Origin of the sequence: Hasllibacter halocynthiae (assembly GCF_003003095.1) — a bacterium.
GTDB lineage: Bacteria > Pseudomonadota > Alphaproteobacteria > Rhodobacterales > Rhodobacteraceae > Hasllibacter > Hasllibacter halocynthiae.
In genome coordinates this window covers 1,215,895-1,230,503 of the sequence record NZ_PVTT01000002.1, presented here as the reverse complement: position 1 = coordinate 1,230,503, position 14,609 = coordinate 1,215,895, and the positions used below count along the sequence as shown (strand labels likewise).

The 14,609-nt window shown below is 72.7% G+C and carries 19 protein-coding genes; 8 read left to right on the top strand and 11 right to left on the bottom strand.

Translation table 11 applies throughout. From position 1 onward, the window contains the following. The first annotated feature begins 29 nt into the window (after positions 1–29). Complete coding sequence (locus BCF33_RS13110; protein ID WP_106161372.1) at positions 30–707, top strand: 50S ribosomal protein L25/general stress protein Ctc; 678 nt, start codon at positions 30–32, stop codon at positions 705–707. 348 nt (positions 708–1,055) lie between these two features. Here BCF33_RS13110 and hmuQ read toward each other — a convergent pair whose 3' ends face one another. Beyond that, positions 1,056–1,370: a heme-degrading protein HmuQ gene (gene hmuQ / locus BCF33_RS13105; protein ID WP_106161370.1), complete on the bottom strand. Its 315-nt coding sequence runs from the start codon at positions 1,368–1,370 to the stop codon at positions 1,056–1,058. A gap of 158 nt (positions 1,371–1,528) precedes the next feature. Here hmuQ and pth point away from each other — a divergent pair, with 158 nt between their 5' ends. From pth to BCF33_RS13085, 4 genes are read left to right on the top strand one after another with little or no spacing between them, the layout of a single operon-like run. Further along, positions 1,529–2,227, top strand: coding sequence for an aminoacyl-tRNA hydrolase (pth, locus tag BCF33_RS13100; RefSeq protein ID WP_106161687.1), 699 nt, complete (start codon positions 1,529–1,531; stop codon positions 2,225–2,227). Then, a complete protein-coding gene (locus tag BCF33_RS13095) occupies positions 2,224–3,240 on the top strand; it encodes a DUF2332 domain-containing protein (protein ID WP_106161368.1) in 1,017 nt (338 codons plus the stop codon). The genes pth and BCF33_RS13095 overlap by 4 nt, the downstream gene beginning before the upstream one ends. Positions 3,241–3,256: 16 nt before the next feature. Then, positions 3,257–3,637 carry a DUF2237 family protein gene (locus BCF33_RS13090; RefSeq protein ID WP_106161366.1) on the top strand — a complete coding sequence of 127 codons (381 nt, stop codon included), beginning with the start codon at positions 3,257–3,259 and terminating at the stop codon, positions 3,635–3,637. Beyond that, complete coding sequence (locus BCF33_RS13085; protein ID WP_106161364.1) at positions 3,624–4,439, top strand: alpha/beta hydrolase; 816 nt, start codon at positions 3,624–3,626, stop codon at positions 4,437–4,439. Before BCF33_RS13090 ends, BCF33_RS13085 begins: the two co-directional genes overlap by 14 nt. Here the strand turns inward: BCF33_RS13085 and trpB are convergent. The 6 genes from trpB to rpsA form a co-directional block, all read right to left on the bottom strand. Then, positions 4,436–5,680, bottom strand: a complete 1,245-nt coding sequence (trpB, locus tag BCF33_RS13080) for a tryptophan synthase subunit beta (protein ID WP_106161362.1) — start codon at positions 5,678–5,680, stop codon at positions 4,436–4,438. The genes BCF33_RS13085 and trpB overlap by 4 nt on opposite strands. Before the next feature lie 36 nt (positions 5,681–5,716). Further along, a complete protein-coding gene (locus tag BCF33_RS13075; RefSeq protein ID WP_106161360.1) occupies positions 5,717–6,385 on the bottom strand; it encodes a phosphoribosylanthranilate isomerase in 669 nt (222 codons plus the stop codon). A 41-nt stretch (positions 6,386–6,426) separates the two neighbouring features. After that, on the bottom strand, positions 6,427–6,606 hold the full coding sequence (locus tag BCF33_RS13070; RefSeq protein WP_106161358.1) for a hypothetical protein: 180 nt from the start codon (positions 6,604–6,606) through the stop codon (positions 6,427–6,429). A 41-nt stretch (positions 6,607–6,647) separates the two neighbouring features. Further along, the gene (locus tag BCF33_RS13065; protein WP_106161356.1) at positions 6,648–7,001 is read right to left on the bottom strand and encodes a lipopolysaccharide assembly protein LapA domain-containing protein; all 354 of its coding nucleotides are present in this window, start codon (positions 6,999–7,001) and stop codon (positions 6,648–6,650) included. Between the two features lie 80 nt (positions 7,002–7,081). Further along, the gene (gene ihfB / locus BCF33_RS13060; RefSeq protein WP_106161354.1) at positions 7,082–7,366 is read right to left on the bottom strand and encodes an integration host factor subunit beta; all 285 of its coding nucleotides are present in this window, start codon (positions 7,364–7,366) and stop codon (positions 7,082–7,084) included. A gap of 280 nt (positions 7,367–7,646) precedes the next feature. Continuing rightward, complete coding sequence (rpsA, locus tag BCF33_RS13055; RefSeq protein WP_106161352.1) at positions 7,647–9,323, bottom strand: 30S ribosomal protein S1; 1,677 nt, start codon at positions 9,321–9,323, stop codon at positions 7,647–7,649. A 223-nt stretch (positions 9,324–9,546) separates the two neighbouring features. Between rpsA and BCF33_RS13050 the strand changes: the two genes are divergently transcribed. The 3 genes from BCF33_RS13050 to BCF33_RS13040 all read left to right on the top strand — a co-directional run bounded on the left by BCF33_RS13050 (position 9,547) and on the right by BCF33_RS13040 (position 11,723). After that, positions 9,547–9,936, top strand: a complete 390-nt coding sequence (locus BCF33_RS13050) for a Cu(I)-responsive transcriptional regulator (RefSeq protein WP_106161350.1) — start codon at positions 9,547–9,549, stop codon at positions 9,934–9,936. 81 nt (positions 9,937–10,017) lie between these two features. Further along, positions 10,018–10,896 (top strand): DUF305 domain-containing protein, encoded by an 879-nt coding sequence (locus BCF33_RS13045; RefSeq protein ID WP_106161348.1) that lies wholly within the window; start codon positions 10,018–10,020, stop codon positions 10,894–10,896. A 113-nt stretch (positions 10,897–11,009) separates the two neighbouring features. Further along, positions 11,010–11,723 (top strand): MauE/DoxX family redox-associated membrane protein, encoded by a 714-nt coding sequence (locus tag BCF33_RS13040; RefSeq protein WP_245883851.1) that lies wholly within the window; start codon positions 11,010–11,012, stop codon positions 11,721–11,723. Here the strand turns inward: BCF33_RS13040 and BCF33_RS13035 are convergent. The 4 genes from BCF33_RS13035 to aroA form a co-directional block, all read right to left on the bottom strand. Further along, entirely contained in the window at positions 11,720–12,034 is a 315-nt protein-coding gene (locus BCF33_RS13035; protein WP_106161344.1) for a hypothetical protein, read from the bottom strand. The genes BCF33_RS13040 and BCF33_RS13035 overlap by 4 nt on opposite strands. Positions 12,035–12,146: 112 nt before the next feature. Beyond that, the gene (locus tag BCF33_RS13030) at positions 12,147–12,770 is read right to left on the bottom strand and encodes a (d)CMP kinase (RefSeq protein ID WP_106161342.1); all 624 of its coding nucleotides are present in this window, start codon (positions 12,768–12,770) and stop codon (positions 12,147–12,149) included. Next, positions 12,767–13,027 (bottom strand): GFA family protein, encoded by a 261-nt coding sequence (locus BCF33_RS14550; protein WP_483867465.1) that lies wholly within the window; start codon positions 13,025–13,027, stop codon positions 12,767–12,769. The genes BCF33_RS13030 and BCF33_RS14550 overlap by 4 nt, the downstream gene beginning before the upstream one ends. A gap of 172 nt (positions 13,028–13,199) precedes the next feature. Then, positions 13,200–14,549 (bottom strand): 3-phosphoshikimate 1-carboxyvinyltransferase, encoded by a 1,350-nt coding sequence (gene aroA, locus BCF33_RS13020; protein WP_106161338.1) that lies wholly within the window; start codon positions 14,547–14,549, stop codon positions 13,200–13,202. Between the last annotated feature and the right edge of the window lie 60 nt (positions 14,550–14,609).

Genomic DNA, 14,609 nt, shown 5'->3' with positions numbered 1-14,609 from the left:
GAGGCCCGCGCCCGATCAGGAGAGAACCAATGGCTGGAGAGATCCCGGATCTCGTCGCCGAGCACCGGACGGGGACAGGCAAGGGGGCCGCCCGTCAAGCCCGCAGGGCTGGCAAGGTGCCCGGCATCGTCTACGGCGGCGGCGCCGACCCGCTGCCCATCAACATCGGCTTCGACGCGCTGCTCACGCGCCTCAAGCACGGCCGCTTCCTGTCGACCCTCTACAACATGAAGGTCGAGGGCCAGGAGGACGTGCGCGTCATCTGCCGCAACGTCCAGCGCGACGTGGTGAAGGACCTGCCGACGCATGTCGACTTCATGCGCCTGCGCCGGAACTCGAAGATCAACCTCTTCATCCCCGTCGAGATTGAGGGCGAGGAGGAGGCCCCCGGCCTGAAGTCCGGCGGCGTGCTGACCATGGTCCGCCCGGAGGTCGAGCTGATCGTTACCGCCGGCGACATCCCCGAGAGCGTCACCGCCTCCGTCGCGGGGATGGAGGTGGGCGACACGCTCACCATCTCCTCCGTGACGCTGCCGCAGGGTGCCCGGCCCGTGATCGACCGCGACTTCGTCATCGCGAACATCCAGCCGCCCTCGGGCCTCGCCTCGCAGGCCGAGGACGACGAGGAGGGTGACGAGGACGTCGCCGCCGACGAGGTCCCCACCACCGAGATGGGGCCCCCGGACGGCGAGGAAGCCCCCGAGTGACGAGGACACGAGAGGCCGCGGCACCGCCCGCGGCCTTTCTTCTTCCGCCCCCGCCCCCCTCCGGCCGTCCGGGCTGCGGGGTTTCTGCACAGCCGCGCCGGACGCCCGCCTGAATCCCTTCCGTTGCCAGAAGGTTACACCCCGAAGTTCAGGCGGTGCGCCAGGGCCGCGCCTCGAGGCGGCCCCCGAAAGCCCCGATCCCCATGCCTCGCGGCCCGGCGGCGGCGCCGGCGCCTGTCATGCCTCGCCCCCCGTGGCCCTTCCGCAACGAGGCCAGCGCCCTCGGGGCGACGGGCGACGCGGCGCGGCGCCGGGGCTCCGCCCACCGACTTGTCCACAGGCCCCGCGCTAGCCTTCCTGGGACAGCACGCTCTCGAAGGTCTCCAGCTCCGGCGGGCCCAGATACATCTCCCTGCCGCCGCCGGCCCCGCGATGCGCCGCCCTGAACGCCTCCGAGCGGGTCCAGGCCTCGAACGCCTCCCTCGACGCCCAGACCGTGTGCGAGGCGTAGAGCGTGTGGCCCTCGCCCTCCTTGCCGCGCAGGAGGTGGAAGCCCTCGAAGCCCGGCACGGACGCGAGATGCGAGTCGCGGCTGCGCCAGACTTCCTCGAAGGCATCCTCGTGGCCCTTGGCGACCCGGAAGCGGTTCATCGTCAAGTACATGGCATGTCTCCTATCGAGGTCGGGCCCATCGCGGTCGGGGCCCCGCGGGGGCGCGCCGGCCGCACGGCCTCCAGCTATCGCGGGCACGGCGCGCGGCAACCGCGTCTGGCCTCCGGCGCCGCGCCGCGGCATGAAGGGCCATGGGGGAGGGACGCGCCATGCAGCTCTGGGTCGGCCTCGGGAATCCCGGCGCCAAATACGCCGGCAACCGCCACAATGTCGGCTTCATGGCCGTGGACCGCATCGCGGGCACGGCGGGATGGTCGCGCAAGTTCGGGGGCGAGGTCGCGGACGTCCGGTTCGGATCGGATCGCGTCCTCCTCCTCAAGCCCATGACGTTCATGAATGAATCGGGCCGCTCCGTGCAGGAGGCGATGCGCTTCCACAAGCTCGGGCCCGACGCGATGACCGTCTTCCACGACGAGATCGACCTCGCGCCCGGCAAGGTCCGCGTGAAGTCCGGCGGTGGCCATGCGGGGCACAACGGGCTGCGCTCAATCCACCAGCACGTCGGTCCCGACTACGACCGGGTGCGCCTGGGGGTCGGCCATCCGGGCCACAAGGACGCGGTGCCTGGCTACGTGCTGCGCGACTTCCCGAAGGCCGACCGGGATTGGCTGGACGACCTCCTTCGGGGGATCGAGGACGGCGCGCCGCTGCTGGCGACGGGCGATCCGGGCCGCTTCCTCAATGCGGTGAACCTGCGCCTGAACCCTCCTCGCCCCTCGACGCAGAAGCCGAAGGCCGAAGGGGGCGGCGACCGCACCCTTCCGGCCGATCCCAGGCCCGATCCCGGCCCCGCCCCCGAACCAGCCCCCGGCCCCTTCGCCAAGCTGGCCGGCAAGTTCCGCCGGTGAGCTGGCGCGAGGCGTTCGAGGGGCAGGCCGCGTCCTGCGGGCGGCTCGGCTCGCCCTTCATGGCCCGGATGCTGCGCCTCGCCCCGGACGCGATGCCCGAAGGCGCGCTGAAGGACCGGTTCCGCCGCTGGCCCGAGCAGGCGGAGTTCTGGTCCGGCGCCACGGCCCTGCGCCTCGCGGGGGGGCTTCACGCGCTGGTCCGGCAGGGCGACCCGCTCGCCGCCGCCTATCCGCCGAACGACGTCTCGGACGCGGCGCTCTCGGCGGCGCTGCGGGATGCCATGGCGCGGGAGGAGGGGTTCCTCCTCCAGGCGCTGGAGAGCCCGCCGCAGACGAACGAGGTGCGCCGCTCCGCCGCGCTGATCCCCGCGCTGCACCTTCTCTCCGCGCGCCACGGGCTGCCCCTCGCCCTGTCGGAGCTGGGCGCCTCGGCAGGGCTGAACCTCCTCGCGGACCGCTTCGCGCTCGAGACGCCGGCGGGCCGCCTCGGTCCCGCGGGCCCCGTGCTGACCCTCCGCCCCGACTGGCGCGGCCCCCTGCCCGCCCCCGCGGACCTTCGCATCGCCGAGCGGGCGGGCGTCGACCTCCACCCGATCGACGTGGCCGACCCGGCGCGGCGCGCGCGCCTCCTCTCCTTCCTATGGCCCGACCAGCCCCGCCGGCTCGCGATGACCGAGGCGGCCATCGCCGCCGGCCCGCCCCTGCCGGACCGGGGCGATGCCGTGGACTGGCTGCGGCGCCGCCTCGGGCCCCGCCCGGGCCGTCTGCACATCGTCTTCCACACCGTGTTCCGCCAGTACCTTCCCCCAGACGCCTCGGCCCGGCTGACGGCCGTCCTGGACGCGGGCGGCGCGCGCGGGGCGCCCGATGCGCCGCTCGCGCACCTCTCGATGGAATACGACGGCGAGGGGCCCGGCGCGGCCGTCGTGCTGACCACCTGGCCCGGCACGCGCGAGCTGCTGGGCCGGGTCTGCTTCCACGGCCTCTGGGTGGACTGGCGGGTCGCCGCCTGAGGGCTAGCTCCGGTCGATGGACAAGGACCCTTCCGTGAACGTTCTGGGCGGCCCGCTCGCCCCCTGCGGCACCGAGCCCATGACCGGCTTCTTCCGCGACGGCCTCTGCGACACCTGCGCGGCCGACCGCGGCTCGCACACGGTCTGCGCCGTCCTCACGGCCGAGTTCCTGGCCTACAGCAAGTACGTGGGCAACGACCTCTCCACCCCCCGGCCCGAGTTCCGCTTCCCCGGCCTCAGGCCCGGCGACCGCTGGTGCCTCTGCGCGGGCCGCTTCGCACAGGCCGCCGAGGAGGGGGCTGCCCCGAAGGTGGACCTCGCCGCCACGCATCGCCGCGCGCTGGAGGTGGTCCCGCGGGCGGTGCTGGAGGCGCACGCCCTCGATGCGGCGGGCTAGGACGCTGATCCTCTGGCTGATCGGGGTCGCGGCGGCGCTCTACGCGCTCGTCGTGGGGGCGTTCTGGCTGGGGCAGGAACGGCTGCTCTATCCCGGCTGGTCAGTGGGGCTGCCGCCCCTCTCCGCCTACGAGACGCCCGGCGCGGTCCCCGTGGAGGTTCCCGTCTCCGGCGGGATCGTCCTGCGCGGCCTCTACCGCGCGGCGGATCCGGACGCGCCCACCCTCGTCGTCTTCCACGGCAACGGGGGGCACGACGCGCGCAAGCTCTGGGCGTTCGGCGCGCATGGCTGGGGGACGCTGATGGTCCCCTACAGGGGCTTTTCCGGCAATCCCGGCCGGCCCTCGCAGGCCGCCCTCGTCGCGGACGCGCGCGCGGTGCTGGACTTCGCCACCGGGCCCCTCGGCCTCTCGCCAGATGACGTGGTCGTCTACGGCGAGTCCCTCGGCTCGGGCGTGGCGGTTCGCGCGGCGGCGGGCGGCCCCTGGCGCGCCGTCGTGCTCGAGGCGCCCTATGCGGCGGTGGTGGACCGCGCCGCACAGCTCTTCCCCTGGGTGCCCGTGCGGCTCCTCCTGCGCGACCGCTGGCGCAGCGTCGACCACGTCGCGGCGCTCGGCGTGCCGCTCCTGGTGCTGCACGGCACGGACGACCCGATCATGCCCATCGCCCAGGGCCGGCGCCTCTTCGAGGCCGCGTCCGGGCCCAAGCGCGCCGTCTGGATCGAAGGGGCTGGCCACCAGCTCCCGCCCCTGCGCGTCATGGAGGAGATCGAGCGTTTCCTCGCGGACCTTCCGGCCGCCTAGCCCGCGTCGCGCCCCACGGGGCCGTCCATATCGAAGCCGAAGGCCCGGGCCACGGTGAAGATGTCCTTGTCGCCCCGCCCGCACATGTTCATGCAGATGATGTGCGAAGCCGGCAGGCCGGGCGCGATCTTCATCACGTGCGCCAGGGCGTGGCACGGCTCGAGCGCGGGGATGATCCCTTCGGTCTCGCAGCAGAGCTGGAACGCCTCCAGCGCCTCCTTGTCGGTGATGGCGACGTATTCGGCCCGGCCCACGTCGTGCAGCCAGGAATGCTCCGGCCCGATCCCGGGATAGTCCAGCCCGGCCGAGATCGAGTGCCCCTCGAGGATCTGCCCGTCATCGTCCTGCAGGAGGTAGGTCCGGTTCCCGTGCAGCACCCCGGGCCGCCCGCCGGTCAGCGAGGCGCAGTGCTCCATCTTCTGGTCGACCCCGTGCCCCCCGGCCTCCACGCCGATGATGCGGACCTCGCGGTCGTCGAGGAAGGGGAAGAACAGGCCCATCGCGTTCGAGCCGCCGCCGATCGCGGCGATGATCGTGTCGGGCAGCCGGCCTTCCTTCTCCATCAGCTGGGCCTTGGCCTCCTTGCCGATGACGGACTGGAAGTCGCGGACCATGGCCGGATAGGGGTGCGGGCCCGCCACCGTGCCGATGCAGTAGAACGTCTCGCGCACGTTGGTGACCCAGTCGCGCAGGGCGTCGTTCATCGCGTCCTTCAGGGTGCCCCGGCCGGAGGTGACGGGGATCACCTCGGCCCCGAGCAGCTTCATGCGGAACACGTTCGGGGACTGCCGCTCGACGTCCGTGGCGCCCATGTAGACGACGCATTGCAAGCCGAACTTCGCGCAGACGGTTGCGGTGGCGACGCCGTGCTGGCCGGCGCCCGTCTCGGCGATGATGCGCGTCTTGCCCATGCGGCGCGCCAAGAGGATCTGCCCCAGGACGTTGTTGATCTTGTGCGCGCCCGTGTGGTTCAGCTCGTCGCGCTTCATGTAGATCGTGGCGCCGCCCAGCCGCTCGGTCAGGCGGTCGGCGCGGTACATGGGCGAGGGGCGGCCGACGTAATCGGCCCAGAGCGCGTCCATCTCGGCCCAGAACTCCGGGTCGTCCTTCGCGATCTCGTACTGGCGCTGAAGCTCCAGGATCAGCGGCATCAGGGTCTCGGAGACGAAGCGCCCGCCGAACTGGCCGAAGCGGCCGTCCTCGTCCGGCCCCGCCATGAAGCTGTTGAAGAGATCGTCCATGGAACCTGCCTTTCCCCCCCGTGTGCGACCGGCGTTCTACGCCAGCCGGGGCACGGCCGCCACCGGTGCCTCCGCGGCCGCGATGAAGCGGCGGACGAGGGCGGCGTCCTTGACGCCCGGCGCGCTCTCCACCCCGGAGGAGACGTCGACTTGCCGGGCGTTCGTGCGGGCCATGGCCTCGGCCACGTTGCCGGGGGTCAGGCCGCCGGCCAGCATCCAGGGCCCGAACCAGCGCCGGTCCGACAGGAGCGTCCAGTCGAAGGCCAAGCCGTTGCCGCCCGGCAGGTCCGCCCCTTCGGGCGGCTTGGCGTCCACCAGCACCTGATCGGCCGCGCCCGCCCAGAGGTTCAGCGCGGCGAGGTCGGCGCGGTCCCGCAGGCCCACGGCCTTCATCACGGGCAGGCCGGTGCGCGCCTTCACCTCGGCCGCCCGGGCGGGCGTCTCGCCACCGTGAAGTTGGATCACGTCGAGCGGGACGGCCGAGAGCACGGCGTCGAGGTCGGCGTCGGACGGGTCCACGAGGAGGCCGACCTTCGCCACCCCCGCCGGCACCGCCCCGGCCAGCGCGGCGGCGCGCGGCGGCTCGACGTTCCGGGGGCTCCTGGGGAAGAAGACGAAGCCCACATAGGCCGCGCCCGCCGCGACGGCGGCGTCCAGGGCGTCCCTTTCGGTCAGTCCGCAGATCTTGACGCGCGCGCGGTCCATGCGGCCGGTGATGGACCCTCCGCCGTCCCGGCGCAACGCCCTCAGAGGGCGGAGCTGTCCGGCGTGTAGCTGCTGTCGAGCGCGTCGGTGTTCGTCACGCCCGAGAAGCTCGGGTCGTTCACCTGCTGGTCCTGGCTGTTCGGCGCGCCCCCCGCGGCGCACGCCCCGAGCGCGATCAGGAGGAGGAGCGGCCCGGAGGCCCTGGCGATTCGTCTGGTCATGGCGATGTCCCCTTCGGCTGGGCTGCCGGCCGCAACCTAGCCTAGCGCGCGGGACGGTCCAGCAGGGCCAGCACGTCGTCCTCGCCCTCGTGGGCCTTCTCGCGCAGGCGCTCGTTCTCGCGGGCCAGGAGGTTGACTTGGCGGCGGCGACGCTCGGCCTCGCGGCGAATGCGGTACTCGCGCAGCCATTCCCACACGAACCCCAGGACGAGACCCACGACCACCCCGCCGAGGATCACGGCATAGAGGGGCAGGAAGAGCAAGCCCTGATAGCCCACGAGTTCAGCCAAGGCGGCGGGCAGCAGCTTCAGCTCGACGGTGGCGCGGTTCGCCATCGCGACCGTCACCAGCAGGATCGCGACGAGCACGAGGAAGGCGTATTTCAAGTAGCGCATCTATGGTCCCCGGCTGCCTGCTCCGCCCGCACCTAGCGCAGCCCGGCGGCGCTGTCACGCATGCGCGGGCGTCCCGGCCGTCAGCCTTCCTCGTTCAGCCGCTCGCGAAGCCCCTTCCCCGCCTTGAAGAAGGGGACCGCCTTGGCGTCGACCGCCACGGACTCGCCCGTGCGGGGATTGCGGCCGGTGCGGGCGTCCCGGTGCTTGGTCGAGAAGGCGCCGAAGCCGCGCAGCTCGACGCGGTCGCCGCGCGCCATGGCGCGGATGATTTCGTTGAACACCGTGCTGACGATCTTCTCCACGTCCCGCTGGTAGAGATGCGGGTTCTCTTCGGATATTCGCTGGATCAATTCCGATCGGATCATGTCGGCCCCCAAAGGCGGATTGTCGCAGGCCGCGCGAAATGCGCGTGCACGACGGCCGCACGTTAGCGGTTTCGACCCTGGCCGAAAAGGCGAACCGTGCCGCAACGAACCGCCGTGCGCGGGAAATCCGCCGGGCTTCGGGACGGGCGGGCGGAATCCGCCGGGTCTACGGCGCTGTGTCCCAGGACATTCAGGGCGAATGCGCCCGCCCCCGCGAATCGCGAGCGGCCCCGCAATCGCCTGCGGGGCCGCCCACCGTGCTAAACCAGTTCGATCGAACTCAGTCGTCGCCCTTCAGCGCCGCGCCGAGGATGTCGCCCAGGCTCGCCCCCGAGTCGGAGGAGCCGTACTGCTGCACCGCCTCCTTCTCCTCGGCGATCTCGCGCGCCTTGATCGAGAGGCCCAGGCGCCGGGTCTTCGGGTCCACGCTGGTCACGCGCGCGTCGATCTTGTCGCCGACGCCGAAGCGCTCGGGGCGCTGCTCGGCCCGGTCGCGCGAGAGGTCCGAGCGCCGGATGAACGACTTCGCGCCCTCGTACTCGACCTCGATGCCGCCATCCTCGATCTTCGTGACCTCGACCGTGACGATGCTGCCGCGCTTCACGCCGCCCACCGCCTCGGAGAACGAGTTGTCCAGCGCCTTGATCGAGAGGGAGATGCGCTCCTTCTCGGGGTCCACCTCCGTGACCACGGCCTGCACGACATCGCCCTTGCGGAAGTCGCCGATCGCGTCCTCGCCGCGCCCCTCCCAGGTGATGTCGGAAAGGTGCACCATCCCGTCGATGTCGCCCTCCAGGCCGACGAACAGGCCGAACTCGGTGATGTTCTTGACCTCGCCCTCGACGGGGGTGCCGACGGGGAACTGCTCCTGGAACACCTCCCACGGGTTGCGCTGGGTCTGCTTGAGGCCGAGCGACACGCGCCGCTTCTGCATGTCCACCTCGAGGACCATCACCTCCACCTCCTGCGAGGTCGAGACGATCTTGCCCGGATGGACGTTCTTCTTCGTCCAGCTCATCTCCGAGACGTGGACGAGGCCCTCGACCCCCGGCTCCAGCTCCACGAAGGCGCCGTAGTCGGTGATGTTGGTCACGCGGCCCGTGTGGACCGAGCCCAGCGGGTACTTGCCCTGCACGAAGTCCCAAGGGTCCTCCTGCAGCTGCTTGAGACCCAGGGAGATGCGGTGCGTCTCCTTGTTGATCTTGATGACCTGCACCTTGATCGTCTCGCCGATGTTGACGATCTCGGAGGGGTGGTTGACCCGTCGCCAGGCCATGTCGGTCACGTGCAGCAGGCCATCCACGCCGCCGAGGTCGACGAAGGCGCCGTACTCGGTGATGTTCTTGACCACGCCGTCGACGTTCTGCCCCTCGGCGAGGTTGGCGATGACCTCGGCGCGCTGCTCGGCGCGCGACTCCTCCAAGATGGCGCGGCGCGAGACGACGATGTTGCCCCGGCGGCGGTCCATCTTCAGGATCTGGAACGGCTGCTTGAGGCCCATCAGCGGCCCCGCGTCGCGCACCGGGCGCACGTCCACCTGGCTGCCGGGCAGGAACGCCACGGCGCCGCCCAGGTCGACGGTGAACCCGCCCTTCACGCGGCCGAAGATCGCGCCCTCGACGCGGTTCTCGTCGGCGTAGGCCTTCTCCAGCCGGTCCCAGGCGGCCTCGCGCCGGGCCATCTCGCGGCTGATCACGGCCTCGCCGCGGGCGTTCTCGGCGGCGCGGAGATAGACCTCGACCTCGTCGCCCGGGTGGATGTCGGCTTCCTCGCCGGGCTCGGCGAATTCCTTCAGGTCGACGCGGCCTTCCATCTTGTAGCCGACGTCGATGATGGCCTGACCCGCCTCGACGGCGATGACCTTGCCCTTCACGACCGATCCTTCGGTCGGGGTGTCGATCTCGAAGCTTTCGTCGAGGAGGGCTTCGAAGTCCTCCATGGTGGCGTTCTGAGCCATAGGCTGAGCGGTTCCTCTCGGATACGGGTTTTCACTGGCCGGGCGGTTGGGTCCGCCGGTCTTCGTCTAGGATTGGTCATGGCCGGGTTGCTGGCCCGCGCGGGGCGGGCCCGCGCGCGACGAGGGCCACCTATGCGATCGGGGGGGCTTTCGCAACGGCCCTTGACCTTCCAGTTACTGGAACCCCTACTTCACCCCCCGGACGATCGGCAGGAGGTCCGACATGAACATCGGCGAGGTCGCGGCCCGCTCGGGCGTTCCCGCGAAAACCATCCGCTACTACGAGGACATCGGCCTGATCCGCCCCGCGCGTGGGGCGAACGGCTACCGCGACTTCTCGGACGAGGACGCGCACCGCCTCGCATTCGTGGGGCGCGCCCGCGCGCTGGGCTTTCCGGTCGAGGATTGCCGCCGCCTCCTCGCGCTCTGGTCCGAGGGGCGCCCCTCGCGCGAGGTGCGTGCGCTGGCCGCCGGCCATCTCGCGGAGATCGAGAGGAGGCTGCGCGAGCTTCAGGCGATGCGCGACGCGCTCTCGGACCTCGTGGACCGCTGCGCCGGCGACGACCGGCCCACCTGCCCCATCATCGACCGGCTCGGGCGCCCGTCCGCCTGACCCGCCCGCCGCCCTGGACCCGCCCGGGCGGGTGGGCCGTTTGACCACCGTCCCCGAACGCCGCCGAGAAGGAAGAGGAACATGGACGATCGCAAGCATGGAACGGACTGGGGGCGCTACGGGCGGCTTCTGGGGATGGTCGCGACCTCGTCCGTCGTGATGTGGTTCTTCATGTACCTGAACGCCTGGTCGGTCCATCACCTCTACTTCAGCGAGACGCGCGCCTTCATGGCGATGCTGATGGGCGGCGCGATGCTGGCCATCATGCTGACCTTCATGCTGGGCATGTACGGCAACCGCGCCGCGAACGTCGCGCTCTACGTCCTGTCGGCCGCGCTCTTCGCGCTGGGGCTCTGGCTCGTGCGCTCGCAGGCGACGGTGCAGGACCTTTCCTGGATGAAGGCGATGATCCCGCACCATTCCATCGCCATCCTCACCTCCGAGCGCGCGGAGATATCCGATCCCCGCGTCGCCAAGCTGGCCGGCGAGATCGTCGAGGCGCAGGACCGCGAGATCGCCGAGATGCGCTGGATGGTCCGCGAGCTCGAGGCCGGGCGCGACGTCGGCGGCCCCCTGGGCGACGACGGCGCGCCGGCCCCCGCGGGCACCCTGGCGGACGCCCTGCGCCGCGCCCCGGTCCCGACGCTCGACCTCGCGCCCATGGACCCCGGGACGCTGCGCGCGGCCGGCCTCGGCGGCGCGCCCTGCGCCTTCCGCATGATCGAGGATTCCCCGCCGGTGATGGCCGCGGACCCGTCGGGCACCGGCGCGGTCCTCCTGAACGGCACGTTGATCCCGGTGGAGGGCATGCGCGGCCCGGACGGCATCCGCGCCCGCGCCGAAGGGCTCTCGATCCTCCTCGAGCCGCTCGCCGGCGACGAGGCCAACCTCCTCATGGACCTGGCGACCGAGCCGCCGCTGCGCGTGGGCTACGGCGGCTTCTGGTCCTGCACGAACTGAACGGAGACGACGACATGGCCAAGGACCTCATCGAGGACGTGAACCGGCGGGGCGACGGCCCCCCCGACCCCGCCCGGGCCTCGCGCGGCGAGAAGCGCGCGGTGCTCTACCGGATGACGCTGCCGGACCACACCTGCCCCTCCGGGCTGAAGGCCCGGGACCTGCTGCGGCGCGAGGGATACGCGATCGACGACCGCCCCTTCCTCGAGCGGCCCGAGGTCGACGCCTTCAAGCGGCGCTGGAACGTCGAGACGACGCCCCAGATCTGGATCGACGGCGAGCGGGTCGGCGGCTACCAGGCCCTGCGCGAGCGGCTGGGAAAGCCCGTCCGGCAGAAGGGCGAGACGTCCTACCGCCCCGTGATCGCGATCTTCGCGGTCTGCGCGCTCCTCGCGGCGGCGACGACCTGGTGGGCGGCCGGCACGCTCCTGTCGGTCCGCACGGCCGAGCTCTTCGTCGCGTTCGCCATGTCCGTGCTCGGCATCCAGAAGCTGCAGGACATCGAGAGCTTCTCGACCATGTTCCTGAACTACGACCTTCTGGCGCGGCGCTGGGTGCCCTACGGCTACGTCTATCCGTTCATCGAGACGGGGGCCGGCATCCTGATGGTCGCCGGCGCGCTGATCTGGGTCGCGGCGCCCCTCGCGCTCTTCGCGGGCACGATCGGGGCGATCTCGGTGTTCAAGGCGGTCTACCTCGACAAGCGCGAGCTGAAATGCGCCTGCGTGGGCGGCAATTCGAACGTGCCGCTGGGATTCGTCTCGCTGTCCGAGAACCTCGCAATGATCGGCATGGCGCTCTGGATGGGCGCGCGCGCCCTCTTCTAGAGCCCTCCGCCGAGGGGCCGCCTGAGGCGCACGTAGCCGTGCGGCCCCAGCGCGCGGACCGTGTGGAAGCGCGCGAAGAGCCAGCGGAGCACGTCCATCGGCGCCTCGGCAGGCCGCTGCCCTTCGCCGCGCGTCAGGATGCTGACCGTGTGCATCTCGTCGGTGTAGGCGCGGGCGGTGATCCCCGCCTCCTCCCACTGGTAGAGGAGGTAGTCGCAGACCTCCTCGGGGGCGGTCTCGTCGCCTATGATCTCGTGCAGGTGCTCGATCGTGTTCGGCGCGCCGTCCTCGCGCCCTCCGTCGTCTTCCATGCGTCCCCTCCCCGCGCGGCCGGCCCCTCCCGTAGCGCGCGCCGCCCCCCGCGGGGAGAGGGGGGCGCCCCCGCCCGCGCGCCGCTGTGGCCCCCCTGCCCCGGGGCGCCCCTCAGCGGGCGGCCAGGGCCCGCTCCACGAAGCCGGACGCGGCCTCCACCGCCTCCTCGATCGTCATCGCGGTGGTGTCGACCACCTCGGCGTCCTCGGCCCGCACCATGGGCGCGTCGCGGCGCCGGGCGTCCCGCTCGTCGCGGGCGCGCACGTCTCCGACGACCTCCTCCAGCGTGGTCTCGACGCCCCGCGCGCGCAGCTCCTCGAAGCGCCGCTCGGCCCGGCGCTCCGCGCTCGCCGTCACGAAGAGCTTCACCTCCGCCTCGGGCGCGATGACGGTGCAGATGTCGCGCCCGTCCAGCACCGCGCCGCCCGCCTGCCGCGCGATCCGGCGCTGGAAGCCCACGAGCGCGCGCCGCACCTCCGGGTCGGCGGCCACGCGGGACGCCTCCTGCGCGACCTCCGGGGTCCGCAGGTCGGCGCGCTCAAGCTCGGCCATCATCAGCGAGGTCGCGGCGGCCACGGGGTCCGCCCCCGCCAGCGCCTGCGCCGCCACCGCCCGGTAGAGCAGCCCCGTGTCCAGGTGCGCCATCCCGAACCGCTCGGCCAGGGCGCGGCTGACCGTGCCCTTGCCGGCCGCCGCGGGCCCGTCGATGGCCACGGTGAAGGGTCCGTCGATCATGCGTCCCCAACCATCGCGGCCGGCTTCGGGTCCCGCCCTTCCGCGCGGGGCAGGTCCTCGGGGACGTCGTGGCAGGGCCCCTTCTCGGCGCAGAAGATGTGCCCCGCGATCCCCAGGCCGGCCGCGTCGCCCGGCGTGCCGGCGTGGATCGAGAGGTTCCCGCCCGCCCCGTCCCGGAGCAGGCCGGACCCGCAGGCCGGGCAGGATCCCCGCCATCCCCGCCGCCGCGCGCCCCCCAGGGCGCACCACCGGCGCACGTCGCCCCCCGCCGCCGCCGCCTCGCGCTGGGCAAAGGTGGCGGCGACGAGGCGGCCCGGGATCCGGCGGCACGTCCCGCGGTGGCAGGCGATGACGGGCCGCGGCGGGCCCTCCGCGCGGCGGCGCGCCGGCCCGCGGGCGCCTCCCCCCGCCCGGCTCATCCCGTCCGGCTCATCGGTTCTCCGCCCGGAACTGCGCGCCCAAGGCGCGCATCAGGGGCTCGAAGACGGGGAAGGACGTGGCGATCGGGGCGGCGTCGTCCACGGTCACCGGCTGCGCGGCGGCCATCCCGGCGATCAGGAAGGACATCGCGATCCGGTGGTCCAGCCGCGCCTCCACCCGCGCGCCGCCCGGCACGCCGCCAGCGCCGCGCCCGTGGACCGCCCACCAGTCCTCGCCCTCCTCGACCTCGACCCCGAGGGCGCGCAGCCCCGCTGCCATCGCGTCGATGCGGTCGCTCTCCTTCACGCGCAGCTCGCGCACGCCGCGCATCAGCGTCGTGCCTTCGGCGTTCGCGGCGACGACCGACAGGATGGGGTACTCGTCGATCATGGACGCCGCCCGCCCGGGCGGCACCTCGATACCCCGCATACCGTCCGAGAAGCGCGCGCGCAGGTCGGCGACGGGCTCGCCGCCCTCCTCGCGCTCGTCCTCGTAGGAGAGGTCCGCCCCCATCTCGCGCAAGGTCTCGTAGAGGCCCGCGCGCGTCGGGTTCAGGCCGATGCCGGGCACCAGCACGTCGGACCCCGGGACGACCAGCGCCGCGCAGACCGGAAAGGCCGCCGAGGACGGATCGCGCGGCACCGCGATCGCCTGGGGCCGCAGCTCGGGCTGGCCCCCCAGGGTGATCACCCGGCCCTCCGGCCCCTCCTCGACCCCGATCCGCGCGCCGAAGCCCGCGAGCATCCGCTCCGTGTGGTCGCGCGTGGCCTCGCGCTCGACCACCACGGTCTCGCCGGGGGCGCCCAGCCCCGCCAGAAGGACGGCCGACTTCACCTGCGCGGAGGGCACGGGCGTCTCGTAGCGCACGGGCACGGGCACCTCGGCCCCCAGGATCGTCAGCGGCAGGCGCCCCCCCGAGCGGCCGAAGGCCTGCGCGCCGAAGCGGGCCAGCGGGTCCGTCACCCGTCCCATGGGCCGCCCGTTCAGCGAGGCGTCGCCCGTGAAGGTCGCGGCGATCGGCGTGGTCGCCATCGCCCCCATGATCAGCCGCACCCCCGTGCCCGAGTTGCCGCAGTCGATCACCCGGGCAGGCTCCTTGAACCCGCCCGTGCCGACGCCGTGGACGGACCACGCCCCTTCGCCGGTCCGCTCCACCTCGGCCCCGAGGAGGCGCATCGCCTCGGCGGTGGCGAGGACGTCCTCGCCCTCCAGAAGGCCCGTGACGACGGTCTCGCCCACCGCCAGCGCCCCGAGGATCAGCGCGCGGTGCGAGACGGACTTGTCTCCCGGAACCTCCGCGACCCCCTTCAGCGGGCCGGAGGCGGGGGCGGTCAGCGGGCGGGCGTGGGCATGAGGCATGGCCCGTCCCTTCGCCCCGCCCCCGCCGGAGGTCAACGCCCTCCCCGCCGCGCGCCCTCC

What these genes read in the sequence shown, in the direction of transcription:
- trpB (WP_106161362.1), bottom strand. Translation starts at nt 5,680, where the DNA reads ATGGACGATCTCTTCAACAGCTTCATGGCGGGGCCGGACGAGGACGGC.
- rpsA (WP_106161352.1), bottom strand. Translation starts at nt 9,323, where the DNA reads ATGGCTCAGAACGCCACCATGGAGGACTTCGAAGCCCTCCTCGACGAA.
- ihfB (WP_106161354.1), bottom strand. Translation starts at nt 7,366, where the DNA reads ATGATCCGATCGGAATTGATCCAGCGAATATCCGAAGAGAACCCGCAT.
- hmuQ (WP_106161370.1), bottom strand. Translation starts at nt 1,370, where the DNA reads ATGTACTTGACGATGAACCGCTTCCGGGTCGCCAAGGGCCACGAGGAT.
- BCF33_RS13090 (WP_106161366.1), top strand. Translation starts at nt 3,257, where the DNA reads ATGGACAAGGACCCTTCCGTGAACGTTCTGGGCGGCCCGCTCGCCCCC.
- BCF33_RS13050 (WP_106161350.1), top strand. Translation starts at nt 9,547, where the DNA reads ATGAACATCGGCGAGGTCGCGGCCCGCTCGGGCGTTCCCGCGAAAACC.
- BCF33_RS13065 (WP_106161356.1), bottom strand. Translation starts at nt 7,001, where the DNA reads ATGCGCTACTTGAAATACGCCTTCCTCGTGCTCGTCGCGATCCTGCTG.
- BCF33_RS13070 (WP_106161358.1), bottom strand. Translation starts at nt 6,606, where the DNA reads ATGACCAGACGAATCGCCAGGGCCTCCGGGCCGCTCCTCCTCCTGATC.
- BCF33_RS13045 (WP_106161348.1), top strand. Translation starts at nt 10,018, where the DNA reads ATGGACGATCGCAAGCATGGAACGGACTGGGGGCGCTACGGGCGGCTT.
- BCF33_RS13040 (WP_245883851.1), top strand. Translation starts at nt 11,010, where the DNA reads ATGACGCTGCCGGACCACACCTGCCCCTCCGGGCTGAAGGCCCGGGAC.
- BCF33_RS13110 (WP_106161372.1), top strand. Translation starts at nt 30, where the DNA reads ATGGCTGGAGAGATCCCGGATCTCGTCGCCGAGCACCGGACGGGGACA.
- BCF33_RS13075 (WP_106161360.1), bottom strand. Translation starts at nt 6,385, where the DNA reads ATGGACCGCGCGCGCGTCAAGATCTGCGGACTGACCGAAAGGGACGCC.
- BCF33_RS13085 (WP_106161364.1), top strand. Translation starts at nt 3,624, where the DNA reads ATGCGGCGGGCTAGGACGCTGATCCTCTGGCTGATCGGGGTCGCGGCG.
- aroA (WP_106161338.1), bottom strand. Translation starts at nt 14,549, where the DNA reads ATGCCTCATGCCCACGCCCGCCCGCTGACCGCCCCCGCCTCCGGCCCG.
- BCF33_RS13035 (WP_106161344.1), bottom strand. Translation starts at nt 12,034, where the DNA reads ATGGAAGACGACGGAGGGCGCGAGGACGGCGCGCCGAACACGATCGAG.
- pth (WP_106161687.1), top strand. Translation starts at nt 1,529, where the DNA reads ATGCAGCTCTGGGTCGGCCTCGGGAATCCCGGCGCCAAATACGCCGGC.
- BCF33_RS13030 (WP_106161342.1), bottom strand. Translation starts at nt 12,770, where the DNA reads ATGATCGACGGACCCTTCACCGTGGCCATCGACGGGCCCGCGGCGGCC.